Raw genomic sequence first — 24,927 nt, forward strand, 5'->3', positions numbered from 1 at the left:
ATTTACGATACGATTCAGTATCGAAACTGTCAAGGTCCATAATTATGTCGAAAATAACGCCAACAGACGACCCCACTTTGCCCCCGGAAACCACCAAACCGGCCGTGGGGCGCCCCCGCGATGCTGAATTAGACTTGCGGATCATGCGAGCCGCGCTAGCGCAGGTAGCGGAGGGAGGCTTCCATTCACTTACAATGGATGCGGTAGCTAAACGGATTGGAGCAGGTAAAGCGTCACTGTATCGACGCTGGAAGTCTCGTGACGCCCTGTTGGCTGATGCGCTACTGGCCTTCTCACCCACCGATCTGCCCATCGATACGGGCACACTGCGTGGAGACCTCATCGCCGTTTATGAACACTTCTACGGCCTGAACGACCCTGACATTCGCGTCGCAGTTATTGAGTTTCTGGGAAACCATCGCATCATGAGCGGTTGGGTAGAACAGGAAATCCCTGGCTGGCTGAATAGTCGTCGTGTTCGAGTCCTGGAAATAATTGAACGTGCAATTGGCCGTGGTGAGCTGCGCGTTTCAGCCCAACTGAACCTGGATCTGCTCATCGACTTGTTGCCTGGTGTTATTCAATTCCGCCATACCGAGCGCAGCCAGATAGTCGACAACGAACTGATCGTTGAAGTGGTGGATCACGTTCTTCTCCCCTTGTTATCCCGGTAGCTATGGCCTGCTGCACATACACGGGCGACATAACTCTCGACGGTACGTTCCGCAAGGAATACGGCCCTGCTTGGGTTTCTCTACAGCTTCTGTCATCCAAAGAGCATGAAACTCTGTTGGGACACAGTGATCTGGGCCGTTGAATCTCATATGCGAATAATTGTAGCGATACGACAAGTGCAGCCTTCCAGTGATGAGCTAATGCTATGCCCGCAGTGCGATTTACTGGTGGCGTTACCGCCCTTAAGCACTGGCACCAAAGCGGTATGCTCACGTTGCAGTACGACTCTCAGCGCCCGCTGGGATGAACCGCGCAAGCGGCCGATAGGTTACGCCCTCAGTGCGCTGTTCATGCTGCTGCTGGCCAATATTTTCCCGTTTATCAATATGCGCGTTGCCGGCTTCGGTAACGAAATCAAGCTGATTAATATCCCTCAGGTGATGCTGGAAGAAAACTACACCAGCATGGCCACGCTGTTTATGCTGCTCGTACAACTGATCCCCGCATTCTGCATGCTGGCTATCATTCTGCTGTGTGCCAGGGTGCGTATGCCGCTGGTATTAAAAGAATGGATGGCCAAGATGCTGTTCCAGTTTAAAACCTGGTGCATGGTGGAGGTCTTCCTCGCTGGGGTGCTGGTCAGTTTCGTCAAGCTGATGGCCTATGGCGATATCGGTATCGGCAGCAGCTTTGTGCCTTATTGCCTGTTCTGTCTGTTGCAAGTACGTGCCTTTCAGTGCGTAGACCGCCGCTGGCTGTGGCAGGACATCGAACCGGCACCGCACCTGGATCGTCCTTTAACGGTAGGGCGCACCGGCATGCACCAGGGCGTGCGCTCTTGCCGCTGCTGCACGGCTATCCTGCCGGCCGATCTGACCCACTGCCCGCGCTGCCATACCAGTGGTTATGTACGCCGCCGCAATAGCCTGCAGTGGACGCTGGCGCTGCTGGCGACCTCGGTCATGCTGTATATCCCGGCGAACCTGATGCCGATCATGGTCACCGAGGCGCTGGGCAACAAAATGAATTCGACCATCATGGCCGGGGTGATCCTGCTGTGGGGAGAAGGCTCCTACCCGGTGGCGATGGTGATTTTCATCGCCAGCATCATGGTCCCGTCGCTGAAGATGCTGGCGATCGGCTGGCTGTGCTGGGACGCCAACGGCAAAGGGAAAAACCGCGCCGACAGCGAACGCATGCATCTGATTTATGAAGTGGTCGAATTCGTTGGCCGCTGGTCAATGATCGACGTGTTTGTCATCGCCGTACTGTCTGCTTTGGTACATATAGGCCTATTGATGAGCGTCTATCCTGCAACCGGTGCGCTGCTATTCGCTCTGGTGGTGATCCTCACCATGTTCGCCGCCATGGCGTTCGACCCCCGGCTGACCTGGGATCGCGTAAACGAAACAATAAAAAAGGAGCCGCAAGGTGACCGAAAACAATAATAACATCGCGGGTGTCGAGAAGATTACGCGCTGGTCGCCGGTGTGGATCGTCCCCATCGTCACCGCGCTGATCGGCGCCTGGATCCTGTTTTATCACTTCAGCCATCAGGGGCCGGTGGTAATGCTGGTTACCACTAACGCCGAAGGGCTGGAGGCGGGCAAAACCAAAATCAAAAGCCGCAGCGTCGACGTTGGCGTCGTCGAGACCGTGACGCTGAGCGACGACCTGAGCAAGGTGCGGGTGCAGGCGCGCCTTAACTCCGGCATGGATAAGCTGCTGCGGCAAGATACCGCCTTTTGGGTGGTGAAGCCGCAGATTGGCCGCGAAGGGGTTTCCGGCCTGGGCACGCTGTTATCCGGCGCTTATATCGAGCTGCAGCCGGGTACCAAGGGCAAGGACGGCAAGGACGCTTACCAACTGCTGGATGCGCCACCGCTGGCCTCACCGGACGCCAAAGGGCTGCGCATCGTGCTTGACAGCGAGAAATCGGGCCAGCTGAACGCCGGCGATCCGGTGCTATTTCACAACTACCGCGTCGGTTCGGTGGAAACCAGTTATTTCGATCCCAAGCAGCGCGCCATGCGCTATCAGCTGTTTATCTCGGCGCCTTACGATCAGCTGGTGACCAGCAACGTACGTTTCTGGAAAGACAGTGGCGTGACGTTCGACATGTCGGCACAGGGCATGCGCGTGGAAATGGGCTCGTTGGCGACCCTGTTCAGCGGCGGCGTGAGCTTTGACGTGCCGGATGGCTGGGATAGAGGCGAAAAGGCGAAAGAGAAGGCGGAGTACCGGCTGTTCGACAACCAACGCAGTATTCAGGATTCGTTGTATACCGTACATAAAGACTACCTGATGTTCTTCTCCGACTCAGTCCGCGGCCTGCAGCCAGGCGCGCCGGTGGAGTTCCGCGGCATTCGCCTCGGTACTGTGGCGCAGGTGCCGTTCTTTAAAGAAGGTATTGAGCATCGTTTGAAAAACGATTACCGCATTCCGGTGTTAATCCACATCGAGCCTGAACGCCTCAAGGCGTTAGGGAAGGACTTCGATTTTGATAGCAGCCTGAAAGACGCGGAGTCACGCGGCATACGCGCTTCCCTGAAGTCAGCCAACCTGCTGACCGGTTCACTCTATATCGATCTGGACTTTAACCCGCAGGACAAACCCTGGGATGGACCGCACGAGTTGTTCGGTTATCCGCTGATACCTACAACCAGCGGTGGTCTTGCGCAGATCCAGCAAAAACTGGTGCAGACGCTGGACAAGATCAACGCGATACCGCTCACTCCGATGATCAACGAAGCGACCAAAACGCTGGCGGAAAGCCAGAGGACCATGAAATCGACCCAGAAGACCATGAAGTCGTTGAACAACATCATCTCCAGTAAAGAGGTGAAGGCGCTGCCGCAGGAGATGCAGAAAACGCTGCAGGAACTCAATCGCAGCATGAAAGGGTTCCAACCGGGATCACCGGCCTACAACAAAATGGTAGGGGACATGCAACGTCTGGATCAGGTACTGCGTGAACTGCAGCCGGTGCTGCACACCCTGAATGAAAAGAGCAACGCGCTGGTATTTGAAGCCGCCGCCAGCAATGACCCTCAGCCTAAGAAGGCCAACAAATGATGAAATGGCTCCCGGTAGCCCTGGCGCTGTTGCTCAGCGCCTGTAGCAACACCCCCCAAAAAACCTACTATCAATTGCCGGCGTTGGGCACGCCAGCTCAGGTGAACAGCGGCGCGTCAACGCGCCAACTGTGGTTAGAGCATGTTTTCGTGGCCGATTATCTCATGCAAAATGGCGTGGTTTATCAGACTAACGGCGTACAGTACGCCATCGCCCAAAACAACCTGTGGGCCAGCCCGCTCGACCAGCAGCTGCAGCAGACGCTGGTCACCAACCTGAGCAGCGCGCTGCCGGGTTGGGTGGTCTCCTCCCAGCCGATGAGCAGCGATCAGGATGTGCTCAACGTCACCATCAGCGGTTTCCACGGCCGCTTTGACGGCAAGGCTGTCATCCGCGGCGAGTGGGTGCTGAATCACCAGGGCCGCCTTACCAAACGGCCGTTCAACCTGGAGTTGAAGCAGAGCGAAGACGGCTATGACGCACTGGTGCGTACCCTGGCAGAAGGATGGCAGAAGGAAGCGCAATCAATAGCCTTTCAGTTATAGATAATGGGCTTTGTTTTTCTTGGCGGAACATTAAAAAACATTGTGACAAACCAGAGTTAATACAATGCTCCCACCTTGAAACATACGGCTTAACATGAATCAATAATCAAATAAAAGGTCAGGAGTAATTTCCCTCCTGACCTTTAAAGCCATTGAAATAAGGAAGGTGAAAATAAATTTTTCCGACTCCGGAAATATATTAACCGTTACATGTGTTTTTATACTGCAATTGGGCCGAGAAATCATGTCTTCTGGATCTTCGTTTCATTTTTGAAACGCCGAGTTTCACTTTACTGACTGGTTGATTTTGTCATTTCGTTTAATAATGGAAGTGATACTTTCTAAAAAACGTCGGCAATTTCATATCCAGGTTTATTTTTAAACTACGCCAAGATCAGATCACTTCATTCCTCGTCATTTTCTACCGCAACCCTGGGTAGTTTATAGGTTGCTGAACACCTATCCAGAACTATGCGCCTGGCCAAGCAGTGCCCTGTAGAACTGTGTATGCCGTTGAATAGCAGAAACCTTGACAGCCACACACGGGACCTTAGTGGGCGAAAAGAGGACTCAATATGAGTAAGCGAATTTTAAATCAGAAGAAGTTTCTGGGCATTACGACCCTTAATTGGCTTCGAACGGATCTTGCAAGAGATGCGTGTTTTGCTTATTGGGGAGGGCCACATGCCGATCTGGTCTCTCGCAATGGATTCATCCGTGATTATAATCAGCATCACTTCAACGATGATGTAGCGGGTTTATGGCCCTTAACACCTGAAGTGGTAACGATTATTCCAACCGATAAACGGATCGATGGCGTTTCTGAAATAATTTTAGACTCTATCATTAAACTACCCCTGAGCATTCGCTCTAATCGACGTATTTTTAAAGACAAAGAGAATGCCTTCTGTCGCACAACTTTAAACATGACGACATTAGGTGGAGGAAGGGTTGTTAAAACCGGCGACTATAAAAATATTTATGCTCGATGCGTTGTTTTGATTCGTCGAAGGGAGAATGGCTCTCTAAGCGATTTCAAGCGCTTTATTCATAACGGCCTTGCTCATCAACTCGGCCTCAATGCCAATGTCATTGAAGTCCGCAGCCAGGTCTTTGTGCCATGGTTTAAGGCTTTGTGGAATGCACCCAGTGCTGCTCATAACGTGGCACCCGAGTATCAGTACCATGCATCAATTGTCATAGGTGCGAATGATAATGCCGGATTGCTGTCAGCTCTGGCTCAGGTAGCCAGCCTCAATAGTGAAATTGCATATCATTGTTCTGTAATACACGCTTATTCGGTCGCTAACACGTTGATCAATCGGGTTGACGGGCGGACAACAATACCGCAACTCAAACCTGGTGCGAAACCTCGATTAGAACCTGTACGACGTGTTCTTTCTCATCCCCCTGAGCGTACTTATCAACCCACAGGTACGACTCCATTCAAAATGCGTGGACTACTAAAAAGTGCAGTTAAAAGGCCAGAAGACGTTATCTCTGATATGGCAGGCAACATTTATTATGGAGGAAAAGGCGGAAAAATTTATCGGTATGATCCTGAAACTGAGAACGAAACCATTATAGCGGATACGGCCGGTAGACCGCTGGGTCTTGAATGGCTGAAATGCGGCTCTCTCTTGGTTTGTGATGCCCACCGCGGTTTGCTTAAGGTCAGATTAGACGGCCATATAGAAACATTGGTAGAACGAGTTCATGGCCTCCCATTACGGTTCTGCTCGAATGCCACCGCGAGCACTGATGGAACAATTTGGTTTACTCAATCGACGAATCGCTATGATTTCGAGCATTACCAAGGGGCAATGATTGAACACAGGGGGTCAGGGCAGCTTCTGCGACGTGATACGAATGGACAGGTTCATGTGCTATTGGACGGTCTGCATTTCCCTAATGGCATCACTTTAGATAGTTCGGAGAGATCTGTCATTTTTGCAGAAACAGATGCCTACCGCTTACGCAGGCTCTGGGTGAAAGGCCCGAAGGCTGGGTGTCTGGAGATTTTTGCAGATAATCTGCCGGGTTTCCCTGACAACATTTCGCGCATGCAAAATGGTTATTTTTGGGTGGCCATGGTTACGCCACGCAATAAACGCCTGGACCGCATGGGAACCATGCCGGGTTTCCTTCGTAAGCTCATTTGGCGTCTTCCAAAATTTATGCTGCCTAAAACGGCTCGAACAGTGTGGGCTATGGCCTTTAATGATGCTGGCGAAGTGTTAGCCGATATGCAAGGCAGCGCGGATAACTTCTTCGCAGCCACAGGAGTGGTGGAAACAAATGGTCGGCTGTATATGGCCTCTGTTGAGGCTGACGGTATTGCTGTCCTTGATATTACGTCGATGCCTAAACGATAGTGGCCAACAAAAACGGGTCATCGCATTAGAACATTAATCCGAGCCTTCGCTTTTATTGGTTTAATGTTAAATAGCACTCGAATTTCTTAATTAATGAGAATGTTACAGCCAGAGGATAAAAAATGGAGAAAAGCGATGCTTTCAAAATATTTGCAATGGTCGGTGATCGGGGATCTATTTCTGGCGCAGCGCGTGCACTGGGTGAGTCTAAAGTAACGGTAAGCCGGGCAGTATCTCGTTTGGAGTCCCTCTACAACGTCAGACTAGTCGAACGAACTACACGGCGGATAACACTCACCGAAGTGGGGAGTGTTTTACACGCACGTTGTATTCGCATACGAGAAGAAATGGAAGACGCTGACGCTGAGATTGCAACCTACAGGAGTAGTCCGGCCGGTATATTGCGCATAGGCTGTACCAGTGATGTCGCTAAAACGCTCCTCACTCCCAACTTACCCGAGTTTCTGGCTAACTATCCAGAGATTGATGTTCGTGTACGAGTGGGGGAAAGATTACTCCCAGAATCTAACATTCTCGATGTCGTTCTCCATTGCGGATGGTTGTCGGATTCTCGTTTGACTGCTCGAAAAATCGCAGAGGTAAAAAACATCCTGGTAGCAAGTCGAGAATACGTACAAGCCAACGGAATACCAACCTCTCCAGACGATCTCGAAGATCATGCCATCATCGGTAATTTCTACCTCGACGCAGCGGCGATTGAACCAGGCCCTTTGCCTGCTTATGTGCCCAGGCTTGAAATATCTCGGGGCCAGGAACGCTTTACGTTACCGACATACCGTAGATTTTTATCGACCGATCATTCGCAAATCCTCGAACTGGTGAAACATGGCCGCGTCATTGCACCCATTACCGGTATTTGGGCACTGCCAGGACTACTCTCAGGAGAGTTAGTTCGTATCTTACCCGATTATGAAATAAGCGAGTCGCCGCAACTTTATGCTTTATATCTCGATCGGCTGGCATCAATACCCAAGTTAAAAGTATTTCTAGATTTCATTGAGGAAGTCGTTAAGCGCCTTACAAAAGAGTGGCAACCCCAGGCCGATAAACTCTTTCCGAAACAGAACCTCGTCCTTTTCCCGTCTATAAACTTCCAAACCAGGAATGACTCCTGACGAGTGATTAAAACCTTAATGAATACTGGTTCTGTGATGTTGTTCATGCAAGAGAAATTATTAATGAATGGGGCAGGACTATAACGAATGTCGGCCCCATTCTTCGTTGAATTATCAATTACCTTCGGAATTTGCAGCAGGATGGCGAAACGGAAATTTGAGAGTTAAACAACTGAAGCGCTGCTCTCAATAGATTTCGAATAAACCCGCTGCCCCCATTCCCCCACCGATACACATCGTCACTACGGCGTAGCGTTCGCCTCTACGCTTTCCTTCTATCAGCGCATGGCCTGTCATACGGGCGCCGGACATGCCGTAGGGGTGCCCGATTGCAATTGCGCCGCCGTTCACGTTCAGCCTGTCGTCCGGAATGCCCAGTCGGTCTCGACAATAGAGTACTTGTACTGCAAATGCCTCATTGAGCTCCCATAATCCGATATCATCAATCTTTAGACCATTGCTATGCAGCAATTTAGGCACCGCCGCCACTGGGCCAATTCCCATCTCGTCCGGATCAACACCCGCTACGGCCATACCTACATAGCGACCTAACGGCTGCAGGCCCCTTCGTTCGGCCTCTTTGGCTTCCATCAGCACTAGCGCTGAGGCACCATCGGAGAGTTGACTGGCGTTGCCGGCGGTAACATTTTTGCCAGGTCCTTTGACGGAATAGAGAGCCTGCAAATCCTCAAGGGTACTTTGTGGGCGATTGCCTTCGTCACGCTCCAGCAATACCTCTTTATAAGCCAATACGCCGGTTTCCTGATCGTTGTAGGCCATCAAAGAACGCATAGGAACAATTTCCTTGTCGAACAGCCCTTCTAATTGTGCCGCTGCCGTTCGTTGCTGGGAGCGCAGCGAGTATTCGTCACAGGCTTCCCGGCTGATCTCATAGCGCTTTGCCACTATGTCAGCCGTATCCACCATTTGCATATATGCAGCTGGATACAGCGCGAAAAGCTCCATATCCGGCTCAATGCGTATCCGGTCAGTCTGCACCATCGAGATGGATTCCACACCTCCCGCAACGGCAATGCTCATACCATCGACAATGATTTGTTTGGCAGCCGTGGCAACAGCCATAAGACCCGAGGCGCACTGGCGATCCAACGACATACCTGAAACTGACGTGGGCAACCCGGCCCGCAATGCAGCCAGGCGGCCAATGTTCAAACCTTGCACACCTTGCTGCAAGGCTGAACCGAGTAACACATCATCCACTTCACTACCTAAAATTCCTGCTCGCTCGACAGCATGCTTAATTGCATGCCCAGCCAGTGTTGCAGATGGGGTGGCATTGAAAGCGCCACGATAGGCTTTGCCAATCGGAGTTCGGGCTGTAGAAACAATAACGGCATCACGCATAGTAGATTCTCACTGGTTATTTTCGGATTCTGAACGGAAAGCAGCGATGAGTTCTTGATGAACCTGCGCAGTGGCAGACTCAGGAACTTGCTCTGATTCGCGATCGCCGATCACTTGCCAGTCGGCGAAAATACGATTGATGGTATGTGCGTCGTTGCCCAAAAAGCGTCCACCGGTCAACGTTATGTAGGCGCGCGCAAAATTACCCGCACCAGCGCAAACAATAGCCCTGGTAGGAGCACACTGCGAAACCAGCGGCAACAGTGCCGGGCTCACTGCTTCAGGTTGTAATACACGCTTTGCTTGCGGCATCAAAAGCCCATCGCTCATAGCGGTCGCTGCAGTAGGCGCCAAACAATTCACCAAAATGTTACTCTTGGCTCCTTCGAGTGCCAGTGTTTGCATCAGCCCCACCAGCCCCATTTTCGCCGCTGCATAATTGGCCTGCCCGAAATTGCCATAAAGACCAGAAGAGGACGTCGTGAACACGATGCGCCCATACTTCTGGCGATGCATATGCTCCCATACGGCTTTGGTGCAAATCACTGCCCCCATTAGATGTACGTCCAACACAGAGCGAAAATCATCTAGCGTCATTTTGGCAAAAGTCTTGTCACGCAGGTTGCCTGCATTGTTGACCAGAATATCGACCCTTCCCCACCGTTCTATAGTTTCCGTGACCATGGCCTTTATTTTCTCTTCATCAGTCACAGAGGCTTGGAAACTAATGGCATCCCCTCCCGATGAGTTGATTTCTTCGGCAACCTTGTCGGCACCCAGCCCGATATCATTGATCACAACTTTCGCACCATAACGGGCTAGCAGATGTGCGTGTGCTCGGCCAAGCCCGCCTCCGGCTCCGGTAATAATCGCAACACGATCCTGCAGGTCGGGTTTCATAATTCAGTTCCTTATAATGCAAATGGGGTAGGGTGTTCGGTCAGAAAGAGTGCGCGCAGTTCACGTTTCAGTACTTTTCCCGTAGCGCTAAGTGGCAATTGAGCAATGGCCTGTGCGTCGGATAAACGCTGTGTCTTACCCATACGCTGATTAACCCAAGTGATGACTTCGTTAGGGCTGAGCGATTCGTTTTTGGGGACGTAGAAGGCGAAGGGAGTTTCCCCCCAGGTGACCGAGGGAATACCTATAACCGCGCAATCTGCAATGGAAGGATGTAACCGCAAAACTGCTTCTATATCTGATGGATATATATTAAAACCACCGCTAATGATCATGTCTTTAATGCGCCCAAGGAGTGTCAAAAAACCCTCTTCATCGAAACGCCCAAGGTCCCCGTGCCGTATATATCTATTGCCATTAGCATCAATCCAGGTGGCTTCACGGGTCGTGTCCGGGCGCCCATGATAACCAGTCATCATCATATTTGAGCGCCCCACGATCTCACCGATCTCGCCAGAATTGACTTCATTCCCTTGTGCATCAATCAAGCGAATTTCACAGCCAGGCACAGGCTGACCTACCGTGTGGAGTTTCTCAGGACATTCATTTGCCCTGAGAACACAGGTCCCCCCTCCTTCTGTCATCCCGTAAATTTCGAGCAAGGCTCCTGGCCAGCGACGGATTACATCGGCCTTCAACTCGGGAGAAAAAGGTGCGCCCGTGCATGATTTGAAAATGAAACTACTAAGATCAAAATCGTCGAATTTTGTTAAAGCCATAATACGTTGGTACTGCACAGGGACCATCAAGGTGTGGGTAGCCCGTGAATTCTGCGCTTCGACTAAATACTCATAAGCATCGAATTTACCCATCAGCACTGCAGTCCCTCCGTAGGCAAGCGACGGCAACAAACTGACTATTGTCGTATTGGAATAGATCGGCGTGGCGATCAAAGTGACGGCAGAGTCACATTGCGGAACAATCTGCCCATATGCCGCTATTTGACTCCAACGCATACCATGCGTATGGATAATTCCCTTTGGCGTACCCGTGGTCCCTGATGAATAGATAATGTTAAAGGGGTCTGCCGGCGACAGCTCAACATGCGTGGCAGCAAACCCCTCAGGTGCTAACCAGCTATCGAACTCGTCAAGATTAGCGACCCTGGCGCCAATCGATGGCAAACCCTCAAGAAACTCGCTATCCAAAAAGACCAAAGGAATACATGCATCTGCAATTACCGATGCTATTTGTTCGGGAGACGACGATAAAGCGACGGGTACAGCGACACAACCGGCACTAATAACGCCGAGAAGGGCCAAAGTGGATAGCAATGGATTGGACGAAGCAATAGCAATAGCCGTGCGCGGGGGGATATCATTATACTGTATCGCTGCCAAGATCTGTTCAGAATAACGCTGCAATTCTTTATAAGTAACAACTGTATCCCTGTACCGTAAAGCGACAGTGTCTGCACGTTCGATAGCATGAATCGAGATCAACTCAGATATAGATGAAAAATTACTTTTACCAAGATGAATTGTTTCCATGAAAAGAATCCTCATTATCAATTCACTCACTATCGACATGCATTTAAATCTTGACTAGCCACCGCAATGAAACCAGTCGTTTCAAAAATGAAACCATAAAAACAAAAGCACGTTAATTACATAAAAAACAACAACATTACGATTTACACATATAATCACAGAGGGAAATCATCCGTAAAAATAGACGATTTTAATTTTCAATGTGATTATTTGTGATCAACATCTCTTTCGGTTAATAACTATTTATTTTTTATCAAAAAAACAATAAAATTAATTTCCTACTGATGACAATAACGCATGTAATAAATAGCGTGCCAAATGTGGATAATTACAATAAAAAAACAATTAAATAAAAAAGAAAAACAACAAACCCAGAATATCGAGTGATATGTTCTTTCATTCGTTCAAGCCCGCGTCAGCGGGCTGAGTTTGATGACAAAGTGGTCTTTGAACCCGAGATACCCGGGCCTAGCGCACCGAGGGGCCATTATGGGACACGTCCATGTGTCCCACCCTGCGGGCCGACAAAGTCGTTCCAATTTGCTCCCGGCAAATTGGTCGGCGGGCAAGCCGCTACGACCCCTTCGGCACGCTCTCCCTAATAACGGAGTTTGTCAGTAGTCTGAGCCCGCGTCAGCGGGCTTTTTTACGGCTATGCTCTGGGTAAACCCGCAGCCTGCTCTTCGGTAATCAATCCCATTTTCTGCAGTTGAACGGCAATGCCCCAGGTTGAGCGTTCAAATTCGCTGCTCATTATCTCCAGCGTCATGCCGGCTGCGTGGCTTTCCTGCAACCGCTGCTTCTCTTCTTCATCCCACGGGAAATAAGATTTTGCCGGCCGCCCCTCGAAAATATTCTTCTGTCGCCGTTCCTCCGGCGTTAGCTTGGTTTTCTTCTGGCGCTCAGTTTCACTCTGAAACTCCTCGGCCAGAGCGAACAAAAGGCGTATCGCTTCCGGCGAACTGGCCATTGAGGCAGGTTTCAATAACTCGCCGGTATCGGGATTAACGCCGTTAGCTAATGCCCGCAATAAGGTACTGGTGTTCATCATCTGTATCCTCATCCTGAGAAAAAATCACTGATCTTCTACGACAAAATGTCAGAGTATCTTCCTGGTTACTCCTCAATAAACCAATCTATTAGCGCAACCCGTTGTGCATTCTGCGCTTTGGGTTCCAAGCCGTTATGCAACAACCATAGAAGAGGAGAACCTTTGCGCGCCATAACACAAAAATCACATCGGATACGGAACGGCGTGGGTTTATGAAAAACTGCGACCGAGCAGGCACGGATGCCAATGGGTAACTTATCTCGCTGACTGATAGTATTTTATTCCAATTATCACCTAAGGTAATGAAAGGTGGGCCAAGCTGTGGCTAAATGTGTTTTTTCATGCCCGCAAGCCGTACGGACTCTTTATGCCGCAAATTCTTCAATTTATTTTTGCCCTGGTGGTGATCATCGCCCTGGCGCTGCTGGTCAGCAACGATCGCAAAAAAATCCGCCTGCGTTATATTATTCAACTTTTGGTCATTGAAGGCGCACTCGCCTATTTCTTCCTGCATTCAGAAAGTGGCCTTAGCGTTATCAGGCACGTCGCCGGCTTCTTTGAAACGCTGCTGACATACGCTGCGCAAGGCTCCGACTTTGTGTTTGGCGGCATGAGCAAAGACGGGTTGGCGTTCATCTTCCTTGGGGTTTTGTGCCCGATTATCTTTATTTCCGCGCTAATCGGTATTTTGCAGCATTTCCGCATTCTGCCGCTGGTTATCCGTGTGGTCGGTACCCTGCTTTCCAAAGTTAACGGCATGGGCAAGCTGGAGTCGTTCAACGCCGTCAGCACGCTGGTGCTCGGACAATCGGAAAACTTCATCGCCTACAAGGGCATCATTGGTGATATCTCTCCGCGCCGCATGTACACCATGGCGGCAACCGCCATGTCGACAGTCTCCATGTCCATCGTTGGCGCCTATATGTCGATGATAGATGCGCAATACGTAGTCGCTGCGCTGATCCTGAATATGTTCAGTACCTTTATCATTTTGTCGATCATCAACCCCTATCAGTTGGACGATGAACCTGAGCTGAAGCTGAGCAAGCTGCATGAAGATCAGAGCTTCTTTGAAATGCTGGGCGAGTACATTTTGGCGGGCTTCAAAATTGCGATGATTATCGCTGCCATGCTGATCGGCTTTATTGCACTGATTTCTGCGGTAAACGCCCTGTTCTCCGCCGTGTTCGGTATCAGCTTCCAGCAGATCCTGGGCTACGTATTCTATCCGTTGGCCTGGTTAATCGGCATCCCGGCACCGGATGCGCTGCGAGCCGGCAGCATCATGGCGACCAAGCTGGTAGCCAATGAATTTGTGGCAATGATTGAATTGAAGAAAATTGCGGCGGAGCTAACACCACGCGGCCTGGGCATCCTGTCGGTATTCCTGGTGTCCTTCGCCAACTTTGCCTCTATCGGCATCGTGGCCGGGGCAATCAAAGGGCTTAACGAGCGACAGGGCAACGTGGTTTCTCGTTTTGGCCTGAAGCTGGTCTACGGCTCAACGCTGGTTAGCCTGCTGTCGGCGGCAATCGCCGGGTTGGTGCTATAAGCCAAACTCATATCCCGGCCTGCGGGCCGGGACTTCCTCAGAACGCGACACAGACAGGGGTATCAACCCGCATCACAGAATCCTGGGCAAACTGTTGCTTATAACTGCTGCGCAGCGCCTCGATATTGGTTTCACTTTCCTTGCCCGGTGCATGGATCAGCATCAGCGCTTTACTGTTCTCACGTGCCAGCTTGCCGTCATTACCCAGCCACTGCCCTTTGGCATCAAATACCGACAGCCCATCTTTAAAGCGCGGCGTCACTTGCCGATCCACAAAACTCTGCCACTCTGCTGCGCTAATCACCGGCCCCACGGGGCGATTCAGACCAAAATACAGCGTGGTTTGCGTCATGGGATCGCCTACGGAGCAAGTCGCCGTCTTTTGCTTCGCGGTGTTTGGAACCGGGGCAACACAACCGCTAGTCAGCAAGGCAGCGGTTAAAGCCGTCGCCAGCAGGAGAGTATTTTTCATTTATCTTTATGTTCCTTAGTGAATGCCATTATTCGTTGTCGACCAGCCGCCTCAGACCTACTGCAATAAATATAGTCAGCCATAGAAACTAACACTGAATTTCTAATGCATCGATTAGCAATAAAAGACTAAAAAAGGCAATAAACAAGTTAAAAAAACCACCAATGGATTAATTAAAGTAATCCGAAGCGTCACCGGTTAGAAAAACTCAGTAGCGATATATCCCGTCGGCGATTACCCTTCCACCATTACACCCATTCCCGCCCACCCTGTGAATACCTTATGTTACTGAGCATTCTTTATATCATTGGCATCACTGCCGAAGCCATGACCGGCGCACTGGCCGCAGGCCGTCGCCAGATGGATATGTTTGGCGTAATTATTATCGCTTCGGCCACCGCGATCGGTGGCGGTTCAGTGCGCGATATGCTGCTCGGGCATTTTCCATTGGGGTGGGTCAAACATCCTGAATATATCGTTATCGTCGCCATTGCCGCGATTGTTACCACCTGGCTGGCGCCACTGATGCGCCACCTGCGCCGTCTGTTTCTGGTTTTGGATGCCGTTGGCCTGATTGTGTTTTCAATCATCGGTGCGCAGGTCGCGCTGGATATGGGCCATGGCGCCATCATCGCTGCGATTGCCGCCGTGATCACCGGCGTGTTCGGCGGCGTACTGCGCGATATGCTCTGCAACCGCATTCCGCTGGTTTTCCAGAAGGAAATCTATGCCGGTATCTCCTTTGGCGCCGCCTGGTTGTATATCGGCCTGCAACACTTCAGCCTGCCGCATAACATGGTGGTGATCATCACGCTGGTCGTCGGCCTCAGCGCCCGCTTGCTCGCCCTGCGCTTTCGTCTGGGCCTGCCGGTATTTAATTACCAGCACCCGGATCATTAACAGGATCCGCCTCAGGGGCAAAACCGGTTATTTGCTGGGATGCCAGCGTGCTGACCAGGGCCAGCAGTGGCGGGTGTTGAAGAAAATCGACAACCTGCCGCGCCCTTTTGGTACCAATACCGGCCATTGTCCGCCACGCCTCGGTTGGCAATTGCTGGGCCTGATGCCAGTTTTTCAACGTCACCGCTTGCTGTGGGGACAGCGGCGCACCTAAAGCAATTAACCAGCGGGCGAATGGCTGCTGCCGTGCCAACTGAAATTGCCGGTAAATACTCTGCCCTCGCTTATCACCAATACCAGGGGCAGACATCAACTGTTCCGGCGTCAGCACCAGCCAGTCCAACAGATGCCGTACCAACCCCTGATCGATTAATGCCTGCCAGGTGGATTCACTGACGCCGTGCAGATTTAACCCCTGTCGGCCACTTAGCCATGCCAGCCGGGCAAGAAATTGCTGACGACAATCCGGCCGCCAACTAAAACAACTCAACGGATGATAATCTTCTGCGGATGGCGCACTGGGTACTGACCTTTCTTTTACCCGCCAGACCACTTTATTCAGATGTGGAATACCGTGCCCCTTCAGGCTGATCGCCACTTGATCTCCCGGCGCAACCGCCCACTGTCGCCAACGTGACAGCGAACCGAGATTAACCCGTGCCACCCATTTGTCGTCCAGTCTGACAGGCTCAAGCCTCAGTACCACGGCAATTTTCCCGGTACGGCCCACATTGAAATCGACCCCAATGACCTGCGTAACCTGCTGCACAGGCGGATATTTCCAGGCCACGGCCCAATCGCCGGGCTTCGCTTGCCAATACCGTCCCTGCGGTGAACGCGCCTGATGAATCACCACACCATCGGTAACAAAAGGCAAGGCCGCCTGGTACCAGTGCTCCCGCCATTGCTGCACTTCCGCCAATGATTTCACCGGTTGCGAGTAAGCCTGGGCCAGGGGGAACCCCATTGCGGCAAGCTGCTGCAAACGCTGCGGCATGGCCTGCGGACCGTCCGGCCAAGCCCAGACAAACAGGCCAATCTGTTGCAATAGCGGCGAAAGCTGCTTTTTCATTAATGCACCGGCAACCCTCGCCCGGGCATTGATGCCGCCGCTGATTTTCTGTTGATGACCGTTCACCATCAGGAACAGCTCACCTTGCAGAGTCAGCGTCTGTGGAGACCCCTTGATACTGGCGGGTACTGCCGGTATCGCACGTACTTTTTCCAGCCAATTCTCCCCCTTTAGCCCATTTCCCCGACTGATGGCCGCCACCAGTTCTCCGTCACGATAAACCAGCGTAATGGCCACGCCGTCCACCTTGGGTTGCACCCAAAGATCGCTACGGCCATGTAGCCATTGGGCCACAGCAGCCGTATCCGGCAATTTACGTAATCCGGTATGCGCAACCGGGTGCGACACCTTGCCCGCCGGTAAAAGCGGAACAGGTTCATCTGCCGGTGCCAGCCCGGCGCAACCTAGCCACAGCCGCAGCTTTTTCCGCAGGCTGTCGTACACTTCATCCTCAATTAAACTGTTTCCCTGTTGGTAATAAGCCACATCCCAGCGCTCAAGCTGGTTTTTTAACGTGGTTATCTCCAGTTGCAGCCGCTCAGGTCGCCATGTCGGGCAAGTCTCCGCCCATAGCGACCCACTAAACGCCAAACAACCCAGCAGGATCATCCCGATCCCCATAACACCCTTATGCATTGAGCACCTCCCTGATAACCGGCAGTAAATCCGGGAAGTGAAGGCACGGCAATGGCCAATGAGTCGTTATGCAAAACGGCTCGAGAAAAGCAGATCGCGTTGCAGAAAACCGCCAAAACTTAGCGATACGCTGCGCAAACCCGCCAGTTTGAGGTTTTTTCAGCACAAAGCGGCGGGCAAAATGCGAGCTAACGCTGCATCCGGCTCGTTAGCCGTGTATACTGTGCGGAGAAAATACACATCCGCTGTTATTGGCATATCAACCGCTATCAACGAACATCATCATGGCTCAAGGCACGCTTTATATTGTCTCTGCCCCCAGTGGCGCAGGGAAATCAAGTCTGATTCAGGCTTTGTTAAAGACGCAACCGCTGTACGACACGCAGGTTTCGGTTTCGCACACCACGCGCGACAGCCGCCCGGGTGAACAGCACGGCGATCATTATTTCTTCGTCTCAAAAGATGAATTCTGCCAAATGATTGAGCAGGATGCGTTTCTTGAGCACGCGGAAGTGTTCGGCAACTATTACGGGACCTCACGTGCCGCTATTGAGCAAGTGTTGTCGACCGGCGTAGACGTTTTCCTGGATATCGACTGGCAGGGCGCACAGCAAATTCGCGCCAAAATGCCACAGGCGCGCAGCATCTTTATTTTGCCGCCGTCGAAGGACGAACTTGGCCGTCGCCTGCGTGGCCGCGGGCAAGACTCGGATGAGGTGATCGCCAAACGCATGGCTCAGGCCGTGGCCGAAATGGCACACTACGCGGAGTATGATTATTTAATCGTGAACGATGATTTCGATCTGGCCCTGTCCGATCTGAAAACCATTATTCGCGCCGAACGCCTGCGTTTAGGCCGCCAATTACTGCGGCATGACGCTTTAATCAGCAAACTATTGGCAGACTGAAGACAGTTTCAGTATTATGCCCAGTCTTTTCGTCACCTGTGGAGTAGCACAAATATGGCACGCGTAACTGTTCAAGACGCTGTAGAGAAAATTGGTAACCGTTTTGACCTGGTGTTGGTCGCTGCTCGTCGGGCACGTCAAATCCAGACTGGCGGTAAAGATGCACTTGTTCCGGAAGAAAACGACAAGTACACCGTTATCGCGCTGCGCGAAATCGAAGAAGGCCTGATCACCAGCCAAATCCTCGATGTTCGTGATCGTCAGGAGCAGCAAGAGCAGGAAGCCGCAGAGATTCAAGCGGTTACCGCCATTGCTGAAGGTCGTCGTTAATTAGACTGCGAGTCTGCCTTTGTACCTGTTTGAAAGCCTGAATCTGCTGATTCAACGTTACCTGCCTGAGGAGCAGATTAAGCGCCTCAAACAGGCATACCTCGTTGCACGTGATGCTCACGAGGGACAGACACGCTCCAGCGGTGAGCCCTACATTACTCACCCGGTTGCCGTGGCCTGCATTCTGGCGGAAATGCGTCTCGATCATGAGACGCTGATGGCAGCACTGCTGCACGACGTCATCGAAGATACCCCGGCCACCTACCAGGATATGGAACAGCTATTCGGCAAAAGCGTTGCCGAACTGGTTGAAGGCGTATCCAAGCTCGACAAGCTGAAGTTCCAGGATAAAAAAGAAGCTCAGGCGGAAAACTTCCGCAAGATGATCATGGCGATGGTGCAGGATATCCGCGTCGTGCTGATCAAGCTGGCCGACCGTACGCACAACATGCGCACTCTCGGTTCGCTGCGTCCTGACAAACGGCGGCGTATTGCACGTGAAACCCTGGAAATCTACAGCCCCCTGGCCCATCGCCTGGGTATTCACCACCTGAAAACCGAGCTGGAAGAGCTGGGTTTTGAGGCGTTGTACCCGAACCGCTATCGCGTAATCAAAGAAGTGGTGAAAGCCGCACGCGGTAACCGTAAAGAGATGATCCAGAAGATTCTCTCCGAGATCGAAGGGCGACTGACCGAGGCTGGCATTCCCTGCCGCGTCAGCGGACGGGAAAAACATCTGTATTCCATCTACCTCAAGATGCACCTGAAAGAACAGCGTTTTCATTCGATTATGGATATCTACGCGTTCCGGGTGATCGTGAAGGAAGTCGACACCTGCTACCGCGTGCTGGGCCAGGCTCACAGCCTGTACAAACCGCGTCCGGGCAGGGTCAAAGACTATATCGCCATTCCCAAGGCCAACGGCTATCAATCGCTGCACACCTCACTGATCGGCCCACATGGCGTACCGGTTGAAGTGCAGATCCGTACCGAAGATATGGATCAGATGGCCGAAATGGGGGTCGCCGCGCACTGGGCTTATAAAGAAAAAGAACAGGGCGAAACCGGCACCACCGCACAAATCCGCGCTCAGCGCTGGATGCAGAGCTTGCTGGAGCTGCAACAAAGCGCCGGCAGTTCGTTTGAATTTATCGAGAGCGTAAAATCCGATCTGTTCCCGGATGAGATTTACGTTTTCACCCCGGAAGGCCGCATTGTTGAATTGCCTGCGGGCGCAACGCCGGTCGACTTCGCCTACGCGGTGCACACCGATATCGGCCATGCCTGCGTTGGCGCACGTGTTGATCGCCAGCCATACCCGCTGTCACAGTCCTTGACCAGCGGGCAAACGGTCGAAATCATCACGGCTCCTGGTGCACGGCCTAACGCCGCCTGGCTGAACTTTGTCGTCAGCTCAAAAGCGCGCGCAAAAATCCGCCAAATGCTGAAAAACCTCAAGCGCGATGATTCAGTCGGCCTCGGCCGCCGCTTGTTAAATCATGCATTGGGCGGCAGTCGCAAACTGGCAGAGGTTCCGGCAGAAAATATCCAACACGAGTTGGATCGCATGAAACTGGCGACGCTGGACGACCTGTTGGCTGAAATCGGCTTGGGCAATGCCATGAGCGTGGTGGTAGCGAAAAACCTGCAGGGTGACCAGTCTAATCTGGGGGCCTCCTCTGGGGTTCGTAATCTGGCGATCAAGGGCTCAGACGGCGTGCTGATCACCTTCGCTAAATGCTGCCGACCTATTCCAGGCGATCCGATCATCGCCCACGTCAGCCCAGGCAAAGGCCTGGTGATCCACCATGAGTCCTGCCGAAATATCCGCGGCTACCAGAAAGAACCTGAAAAGTTCATGGCGGTAGAATGGGATCAAGATATCGAACAGGAATTCATCGCCGAGATCAAAGTGGACATGTTTAATCATCAGGGGGCACTGGCCAACCTGACGGCAGCCATCAATGCGGCTGAGTCCAATATTCAAAGCCTGAATACCGAAGAAAAAGACGGCCGGGTTTATAGTGCATTTATCCGTTTGACCACCCGCGATCGTATCCATCTGGCAAATATTATGCGTAAAATCCGTATCATGCCGGATGTGATTAAAGTTAACCGTAACCGAAATTAGCGCTTATGAGTCCTGAACGCTATGCGCGGATTTGTGAAATGCTGGCCACCCGGCAGCCGGATTTAACCGTCTGCCTGGAACAGGTTCACAAACCGCATAACGTCTCCGCCATTATCCGCACCGCCGACGCCGTCGGTGTGCATCAGGTGCATGCCGTGTGGCCAACCCCACGCATGCGAACCCTGGTTTCCTCCGCCGCCGGCAGCAACAGTTGGGTGAATGTCAAAACCCATCCCACCATCGTCGACGCCGTGACCCATTTGAAAGATCAGGGTATGCAGATCCTGGCAACCAACCTATCCGCCCGCGCAGTAGACTTCCGCGAGGTGGATTACACCCGCCCGACCTGCGTGCTGCTGGGCCAGGAAAAAACCGGTATTACCGAAGAAGCCCTGCGGCTTGCCGATCAGGACATCATCATTCCAATGATCGGTATGGTGCAGTCACTCAACGTGTCGGTCGCCTCAGCATTGATCCTGTACGAAGCCCAACGCCAGCGGCAAAATGCCGGTCTGTATCGCCGTGAGCACAGCATGCTCGACCAGGAAGAACAACAGCGCCTGCTGTTTGAAGGTGGTTATCCGGTGCTGGCCAACGTGGCCAAACGTAAAAGACTGCCGCGTCCGCACATTGATGAACAGGGCCAGGTGGTCGCCGATGCCGAATGGTGGGCAGCCATGCAAGCGACGGTACGCAAATGAAAGGCCGCCTGCTGGATGCTGTCCCACTCACCACACTTTCCGGCGTGGGTGCCAGCCAGGCGGGGAAACTGGCTAAAATTGGCCTGGAAACCATTCAGGATTTGCTGCTGCACCTGCCACTGCGCTACGAAGACCGCACCCGCCTCTATCCAATAAACGACCTGCAGCCGGGCATTTTTGCCACGGTGGAAGGTGAAGTACTGCGTACGGACATCAGTTTTGGCCGTCGACGTATGCTGACCTGCCAGATCAGTGACGGTACCGGCCTGCTCACCATGCGCTTCTTCAACTTCAATGCGGCGATGAAAAACAGCCTGGCAACCGGCCGTCGCGTGACCGCCTATGGTGAAGTCAAACGCGGCAATCACGGCGCAGAAATTATTCACCCGGAATACCGCATTCAGGGAGAAAGCAGCGAGGTTGAGCTGCAAGAGTCACTGACCCCGGTCTACCCAACGACTGAAGGTATCCGGCAGGCTACGCTGCGCAAACTGACCGATCAGGCTCTGGAACTGTTGGATACCTGCGCCATCACCGAACTGCTGCCGTCGGAACTGAGCGGTGGTTTGATGAGTCTGCCACAGGCATTGCATACCCTGCACCGCCCGCCGCCGGATATCCAGTTGGTTGATTTGGAACAGGGTAAACACCCGGCGCAAAAACGACTGATCATGGAAGAGCTGCTGGCGCATAACCTCAGTATGCTGGCGGTACGCGCCGGCGCTCAGAGCTATCAGGCGCTGCCTCTGATGCCGGATGATCGGCTTAAAACACAATTTCTCGCCCAGTTACCCTTTACACCGACCGGCGCCCAAGACCGCGTGGTGGCAGATATTGAAGCCGATATGCAAAAAGGCTTCCCGATGATGCGCCTGGTACAGGGCGACGTCGGCTCAGGTAAAACGCTGGTGGCTGCACTGGCCGCGCTACGCGCTATCGCCCACGGCAAGCAGGTGGCATTGATGGCGCCTACGGAACTGCTGGCCGAACAGCATGCCAACAATTTCCGCCAGTGGTTTGAACCGCTGGGATTGGAAGTCGGCTGGCTGGCCGGCAAGCAAAAAGGCAAGGCGCGTATCGCACAGCAAGAGGCTATTGCCAGTGGTCAGGTGTCGATGGTGGTCGGCACGCACGCCATCTTCCAGGAACAGGTGAAATTTTCCGGCCTGGCACTGGTGATCATCGACGAGCAGCACCGTTTTGGCGTCCACCAGCGACTGGCACTGTGGGAAAAGGGGGAGGAGCAAGGCTTCCATGCCCATCAGTTGATCATGACCGCCACACCCATCCCACGCACGCTGGCAATGACCGCCTATGCCGATCTCGACACCTCGGTGATCGACGAGCTGCCCCCGGGCAGAACGCCGGTCACTACCGTCGCGATACCCGATACCCGGCGCGCCGATATAATCCAGCGGGTGAAAAGCGCCTGCCTGGAAGAAGGCCGGCAAGCATATTGGGTCTGTACGCTGATCGAAGAGTCTGAACTACTCGAAGCCCAGGCCGCAGAAGCCACCTGGGAAGAACTGAAAACCGCGCTGCCGGAGCTGAAAGTCGCGTTAATACATGGCCGAATGAAAGCGCAAGAGAAGCAGGCGGTGATGCAGGCCTTTAAACAAGGCGAGCTCCAGCTGTTGGTGGCGACAACGGTGATCGAAGTCGGTGTCGACGTGCCGAATGCCAGCCTGATGATCATCGAAAACCCGGAGCGGTTAGGACTGGCACAGTTGCATCAGCTGCGTGGCCGCGTGGGCCGTGGTGCCGTGGCGTCACATTGCGTGTTGCTGTACAAAACGCCACTGAGCAAAACCGCACAGAAGCGGCTGCAGGTGCTGCGTGACAGCAATGACGGCTTCGTCATTGCCCAGCAGGATCTGGAGATCCGTGGCCCCGGGGAGCTGCTTGGCACACGCCAAACCGGCAGCGCCGAGTTTAAGGTAGCCGATTTACTACGCGATCAGGCGATGATCCCGGAAGTACAACGCGTCGCTCGTCATATCCATCAGCAATATCCGCAACATGCCCACGCCCTGATTGAACGCTGGTTACCGGAAAAAGCGCGTTACTCAAACGCCTAATTCCCTGCCAAAACAAAGGGCGCCAATCGGCGCCCTTCTGGTTTATTGCAATCTGCTAATCAACCTATCGCCGGGAACACCGGCAACAGCAGATACAGCTTAATCACAATCGCGTTGGCGATATCAATAAAGAACGCCCCCACCATCGGCACCACCAGAAACGCCAGGTGCGATGGGCCGAAGCGATCGGTAATCGCCTGCATATTGGCAATCGCCGTTGGCGTCGCACCCATGCCGAAGCCACAGTGGCCAGCAGCCAGAACCGCCGCATCGTAGTTTTTGCCCATCACCCGGTAGGTGACGAAAATCGCGTACAGCGCCATCACCAGCGTTTGCACCGCCAGGATCGCCAACATCGGCAGCGCCAACGAAGCCAGCTCCCATAGCCGCAGGCTCATCAACGCCATGGCCAGGAACAGCGACAGGCTGACGTTACCCAGCACCGATACCGCGCGTTCAAACACGGTATAAAAGCCGGTAAAGGCCAGGGTGTTGCTCAGGATCACGCCAACAAACAGCACGCAGACGAAGTTTGGCAGTTCAAACACCGTACCATTCAACAGGCCGGCGATAAGCTGCCCCAGACTCAGACAGATGGCGATCATGGCGATGGTTTCAATCATGACCAGCGAGGTGATCAAACGACCGCTCTCCGGCTTTTCAAAACCGCTTGGCTGGACGCTGTCATCCGGCGTGCCTTCCGGCGTGGACGAGTGCTTCACCAGATAACGCGCAACCGGGCCGCCGATCAGGCCACCCAGTACCAGCCCGAAGGTGGCACAGGCCATCGCCACTTCCGTGGCGTTTTCAAACCCGTAGCGTTCAATAAACAGCTTGCTCCAGGCCGCCCCGGTGCCATGGCCACCGGACAAGGTGATGGAGCCGGCAATCAGACCCATCAGCGGATCCAGACCCAGCATTTTTGCCATGCCGATGCCGATGGCGTTCTGCACCAGCAGCAGGCCCAGCACCACAAACAGGAACACCATTAATGCCTTGCCGCCCGCACGCAATCGCGCCAGGTTGGCATTCAGACCGATGGTGGCGAAGAAGGCCAGCATCAACGGGTCTTTCAGCGACATATCGAAGCTGATTTCCCAGTTAACCAGCTTTTTCAGGGCTAACAACAGGAGCGCCACCAGCAAACCACCGGCGACAGGGGCGGGGATAGTGTATTTTCTCAACAGGGGAATGCTGGTGACACATTTGCCCCCGAGGAGCAAAACCAATGTTGCCGCGACTAACGTGCCATAAGTATCAAGATGAAACATCCAGGTACTCCATGTAAGGGGAAAGATCCAATTAAGAAATAATAAGTTATAGAAAACCGCTTAGTTTTTAAAACTTGATGAGTGCGGGATTAGAAGTAAAAAACGCTGATAACACAAGAAAAAATGAACGAAAATGCGACATAACCGGCGATAAAGCTAACATAACTTTAACGCGCAACCGTTTGCTTTTGTAGGTCAAATCAT

General features: G+C 52.7%; 20 protein-coding genes and 1 pseudogene. 14 read left to right on the forward strand and 7 right to left on the reverse strand.

Going from position 1 to position 24,927, the window contains the following annotated elements:
- Positions 1-44: 44 nt before the first annotated feature.
- The 7 genes and pseudogenes from SERS4_RS0125040 to SERS4_RS27115 form a co-directional block, all read left to right on the forward strand.
- A complete protein-coding gene (locus SERS4_RS0125040) occupies positions 45-674 on the forward strand; it encodes a TetR/AcrR family transcriptional regulator (protein WP_017894451.1) in 630 nt (209 codons plus the stop codon).
- Positions 675-824: 150 nt separating this feature from the next.
- The gene (gene pqiA, locus SERS4_RS0125045; protein ID WP_071593048.1) at positions 825-2,123 is read left to right on the forward strand and encodes a membrane integrity-associated transporter subunit PqiA; all 1,299 of its coding nucleotides are present in this window, start codon (positions 825-827) and stop codon (positions 2,121-2,123) included.
- Positions 2,107-3,750 (forward strand): intermembrane transport protein PqiB, encoded by a 1,644-nt coding sequence (gene pqiB, locus SERS4_RS0125050; protein ID WP_017894453.1) that lies wholly within the window; start codon positions 2,107-2,109, stop codon positions 3,748-3,750. Before pqiA ends, pqiB begins: the two co-directional genes overlap by 17 nt.
- Positions 3,747-4,295: a membrane integrity-associated transporter subunit PqiC gene (gene pqiC, locus SERS4_RS0125055; protein WP_012004832.1), complete on the forward strand. Its 549-nt coding sequence runs from the start codon at positions 3,747-3,749 to the stop codon at positions 4,293-4,295. Before pqiB ends, pqiC begins: the two co-directional genes overlap by 4 nt.
- 575 nt (positions 4,296-4,870) lie before the next feature.
- Positions 4,871-6,670, forward strand: a complete 1,800-nt coding sequence (locus tag SERS4_RS0125060; protein ID WP_012147525.1) for an SMP-30/gluconolactonase/LRE family protein — start codon at positions 4,871-4,873, stop codon at positions 6,668-6,670.
- 122 nt (positions 6,671-6,792) lie between these two features.
- Positions 6,793-7,806, forward strand: coding sequence for a LysR family transcriptional regulator (locus tag SERS4_RS0125065; protein WP_017894454.1), 1,014 nt, complete (start codon positions 6,793-6,795; stop codon positions 7,804-7,806).
- Positions 7,807-7,820: 14 nt separating this feature from the next.
- Positions 7,821-7,999 (forward strand): annotated as a pseudogene (locus SERS4_RS27115) (integrase core domain-containing protein); the annotation flags it as partial.
- On the opposite strand, the gene SERS4_RS0125070 reads toward SERS4_RS27115, so the two are convergent.
- The 4 genes from SERS4_RS0125070 to SERS4_RS0125085 form a co-directional block, all read right to left on the reverse strand.
- Positions 7,993-9,171 (reverse strand): acetyl-CoA C-acyltransferase, encoded by a 1,179-nt coding sequence (locus tag SERS4_RS0125070; protein ID WP_012147527.1) that lies wholly within the window; start codon positions 9,169-9,171, stop codon positions 7,993-7,995. The pseudogene SERS4_RS27115 and the gene SERS4_RS0125070 overlap by 7 nt on opposite strands.
- Positions 9,172-9,180: 9 nt before the next feature.
- Positions 9,181-10,071: an SDR family NAD(P)-dependent oxidoreductase gene (locus SERS4_RS0125075; protein WP_012147528.1), complete on the reverse strand. Its 891-nt coding sequence runs from the start codon at positions 10,069-10,071 to the stop codon at positions 9,181-9,183.
- Positions 10,072-10,082: 11 nt separating this feature from the next.
- Positions 10,083-11,621 carry a class I adenylate-forming enzyme family protein gene (locus SERS4_RS0125080; protein ID WP_017894455.1) on the reverse strand — a complete coding sequence of 513 codons (1,539 nt, stop codon included), beginning with the start codon at positions 11,619-11,621 and terminating at the stop codon, positions 10,083-10,085.
- A gap of 652 nt (positions 11,622-12,273) precedes the next feature.
- Positions 12,274-12,669 carry a hypothetical protein gene (locus SERS4_RS0125085; RefSeq protein WP_026142598.1) on the reverse strand — a complete coding sequence of 132 codons (396 nt, stop codon included), beginning with the start codon at positions 12,667-12,669 and terminating at the stop codon, positions 12,274-12,276.
- 370 nt (positions 12,670-13,039) lie between these two features.
- On the opposite strand from SERS4_RS0125085, the gene SERS4_RS0125090 reads away from it, so the two are divergent.
- On the forward strand, positions 13,040-14,224 hold the full coding sequence (locus SERS4_RS0125090) for a NupC/NupG family nucleoside CNT transporter (RefSeq protein ID WP_012147531.1): 1,185 nt from the start codon (positions 13,040-13,042) through the stop codon (positions 14,222-14,224).
- 37 nt (positions 14,225-14,261) lie between these two features.
- Here SERS4_RS0125090 and SERS4_RS0125095 read toward each other — a convergent pair whose 3' ends face one another.
- Positions 14,262-14,696, reverse strand: coding sequence for a DUF3574 domain-containing protein (locus SERS4_RS0125095; RefSeq protein ID WP_017894456.1), 435 nt, complete (start codon positions 14,694-14,696; stop codon positions 14,262-14,264).
- Between the two features lie 282 nt (positions 14,697-14,978).
- Here SERS4_RS0125095 and SERS4_RS0125100 point away from each other — a divergent pair, with 282 nt between their 5' ends.
- Positions 14,979-15,596 carry a trimeric intracellular cation channel family protein gene (locus SERS4_RS0125100; protein ID WP_017894457.1) on the forward strand — a complete coding sequence of 206 codons (618 nt, stop codon included), beginning with the start codon at positions 14,979-14,981 and terminating at the stop codon, positions 15,594-15,596.
- On the opposite strand, the gene ligB is transcribed toward SERS4_RS0125100, so the two are convergent.
- Positions 15,571-17,304 (reverse strand): NAD-dependent DNA ligase LigB, encoded by a 1,734-nt coding sequence (ligB, locus tag SERS4_RS25880; protein WP_017894458.1) that lies wholly within the window; start codon positions 17,302-17,304, stop codon positions 15,571-15,573. The two genes, SERS4_RS0125100 and ligB, sit on opposite strands and share 26 nt — an antisense overlap.
- Before the next feature lie 284 nt (positions 17,305-17,588).
- Between ligB and gmk the strand changes: the two genes are divergently transcribed.
- From gmk to recG, 5 genes are read left to right on the forward strand one after another with little or no spacing between them, the layout of a single operon-like run.
- Positions 17,589-18,212 (forward strand): guanylate kinase, encoded by a 624-nt coding sequence (gmk, locus tag SERS4_RS0125110; RefSeq protein WP_012147536.1) that lies wholly within the window; start codon positions 17,589-17,591, stop codon positions 18,210-18,212.
- 54 nt (positions 18,213-18,266) lie between these two features.
- Entirely contained in the window at positions 18,267-18,542 is a 276-nt protein-coding gene (rpoZ, locus tag SERS4_RS0125115; protein WP_004953385.1) for a DNA-directed RNA polymerase subunit omega, read from the forward strand.
- A gap of 19 nt (positions 18,543-18,561) precedes the next feature.
- A complete protein-coding gene (gene spoT, locus SERS4_RS0125120; RefSeq protein ID WP_012147537.1) occupies positions 18,562-20,673 on the forward strand; it encodes a bifunctional GTP diphosphokinase/guanosine-3',5'-bis pyrophosphate 3'-pyrophosphohydrolase in 2,112 nt (703 codons plus the stop codon).
- Between the two features lie 5 nt (positions 20,674-20,678).
- Complete coding sequence (gene trmH / locus SERS4_RS0125125; protein WP_012147538.1) at positions 20,679-21,374, forward strand: tRNA (guanosine(18)-2'-O)-methyltransferase TrmH; 696 nt, start codon at positions 20,679-20,681, stop codon at positions 21,372-21,374.
- Complete coding sequence (gene recG, locus SERS4_RS0125130; RefSeq protein ID WP_012147539.1) at positions 21,371-23,452, forward strand: ATP-dependent DNA helicase RecG; 2,082 nt, start codon at positions 21,371-21,373, stop codon at positions 23,450-23,452. The genes trmH and recG overlap by 4 nt, the downstream gene beginning before the upstream one ends.
- A gap of 59 nt (positions 23,453-23,511) precedes the next feature.
- Here recG and gltS read toward each other — a convergent pair whose 3' ends face one another.
- Positions 23,512-24,723 carry a sodium/glutamate symporter gene (gene gltS / locus SERS4_RS0125135; protein ID WP_017894460.1) on the reverse strand — a complete coding sequence of 404 codons (1,212 nt, stop codon included), beginning with the start codon at positions 24,721-24,723 and terminating at the stop codon, positions 23,512-23,514.
- Positions 24,724-24,927 lie beyond the last annotated feature (204 nt).

This window comes from Serratia sp. S4 (genome assembly GCF_000347995.1).
GTDB lineage: Bacteria > Pseudomonadota > Gammaproteobacteria > Enterobacterales > Enterobacteriaceae > Serratia > Serratia quinivorans.

What these genes read in the sequence shown, in the direction of transcription:
- SERS4_RS0125040 (WP_017894451.1), top strand. Translation starts at nt 45, where the DNA reads ATGTCGAAAATAACGCCAACAGACGACCCCACTTTGCCCCCGGAAACC.
- pqiA (WP_071593048.1), top strand. Translation starts at nt 825, where the DNA reads ATGCGAATAATTGTAGCGATACGACAAGTGCAGCCTTCCAGTGATGAG.
- pqiC (WP_012004832.1), top strand. Translation starts at nt 3,747, where the DNA reads ATGATGAAATGGCTCCCGGTAGCCCTGGCGCTGTTGCTCAGCGCCTGT.
- SERS4_RS0125060 (WP_012147525.1), top strand. Translation starts at nt 4,871, where the DNA reads ATGAGTAAGCGAATTTTAAATCAGAAGAAGTTTCTGGGCATTACGACC.
- SERS4_RS0125065 (WP_017894454.1), top strand. Translation starts at nt 6,793, where the DNA reads ATGGAGAAAAGCGATGCTTTCAAAATATTTGCAATGGTCGGTGATCGG.
- SERS4_RS0125070 (WP_012147527.1), bottom strand. Translation starts at nt 9,171, where the DNA reads ATGCGTGATGCCGTTATTGTTTCTACAGCCCGAACTCCGATTGGCAAA.
- SERS4_RS0125075 (WP_012147528.1), bottom strand. Translation starts at nt 10,071, where the DNA reads ATGAAACCCGACCTGCAGGATCGTGTTGCGATTATTACCGGAGCCGGA.
- SERS4_RS0125080 (WP_017894455.1), bottom strand. Translation starts at nt 11,621, where the DNA reads ATGGAAACAATTCATCTTGGTAAAAGTAATTTTTCATCTATATCTGAG.
- SERS4_RS0125085 (WP_026142598.1), bottom strand. Translation starts at nt 12,669, where the DNA reads ATGAACACCAGTACCTTATTGCGGGCATTAGCTAACGGCGTTAATCCC.
- SERS4_RS0125090 (WP_012147531.1), top strand. Translation starts at nt 13,040, where the DNA reads ATGCCGCAAATTCTTCAATTTATTTTTGCCCTGGTGGTGATCATCGCC.
- SERS4_RS0125095 (WP_017894456.1), bottom strand. Translation starts at nt 14,696, where the DNA reads ATGAAAAATACTCTCCTGCTGGCGACGGCTTTAACCGCTGCCTTGCTG.
- SERS4_RS0125100 (WP_017894457.1), top strand. Translation starts at nt 14,979, where the DNA reads ATGTTACTGAGCATTCTTTATATCATTGGCATCACTGCCGAAGCCATG.
- ligB (WP_017894458.1), bottom strand. Translation starts at nt 17,304, where the DNA reads ATGCATAAGGGTGTTATGGGGATCGGGATGATCCTGCTGGGTTGTTTG.
- gmk (WP_012147536.1), top strand. Translation starts at nt 17,589, where the DNA reads ATGGCTCAAGGCACGCTTTATATTGTCTCTGCCCCCAGTGGCGCAGGG.
- rpoZ (WP_004953385.1), top strand. Translation starts at nt 18,267, where the DNA reads ATGGCACGCGTAACTGTTCAAGACGCTGTAGAGAAAATTGGTAACCGT.
- trmH (WP_012147538.1), top strand. Translation starts at nt 20,679, where the DNA reads ATGAGTCCTGAACGCTATGCGCGGATTTGTGAAATGCTGGCCACCCGG.
- recG (WP_012147539.1), top strand. Translation starts at nt 21,371, where the DNA reads ATGAAAGGCCGCCTGCTGGATGCTGTCCCACTCACCACACTTTCCGGC.
- gltS (WP_017894460.1), bottom strand. Translation starts at nt 24,723, where the DNA reads ATGTTTCATCTTGATACTTATGGCACGTTAGTCGCGGCAACATTGGTT.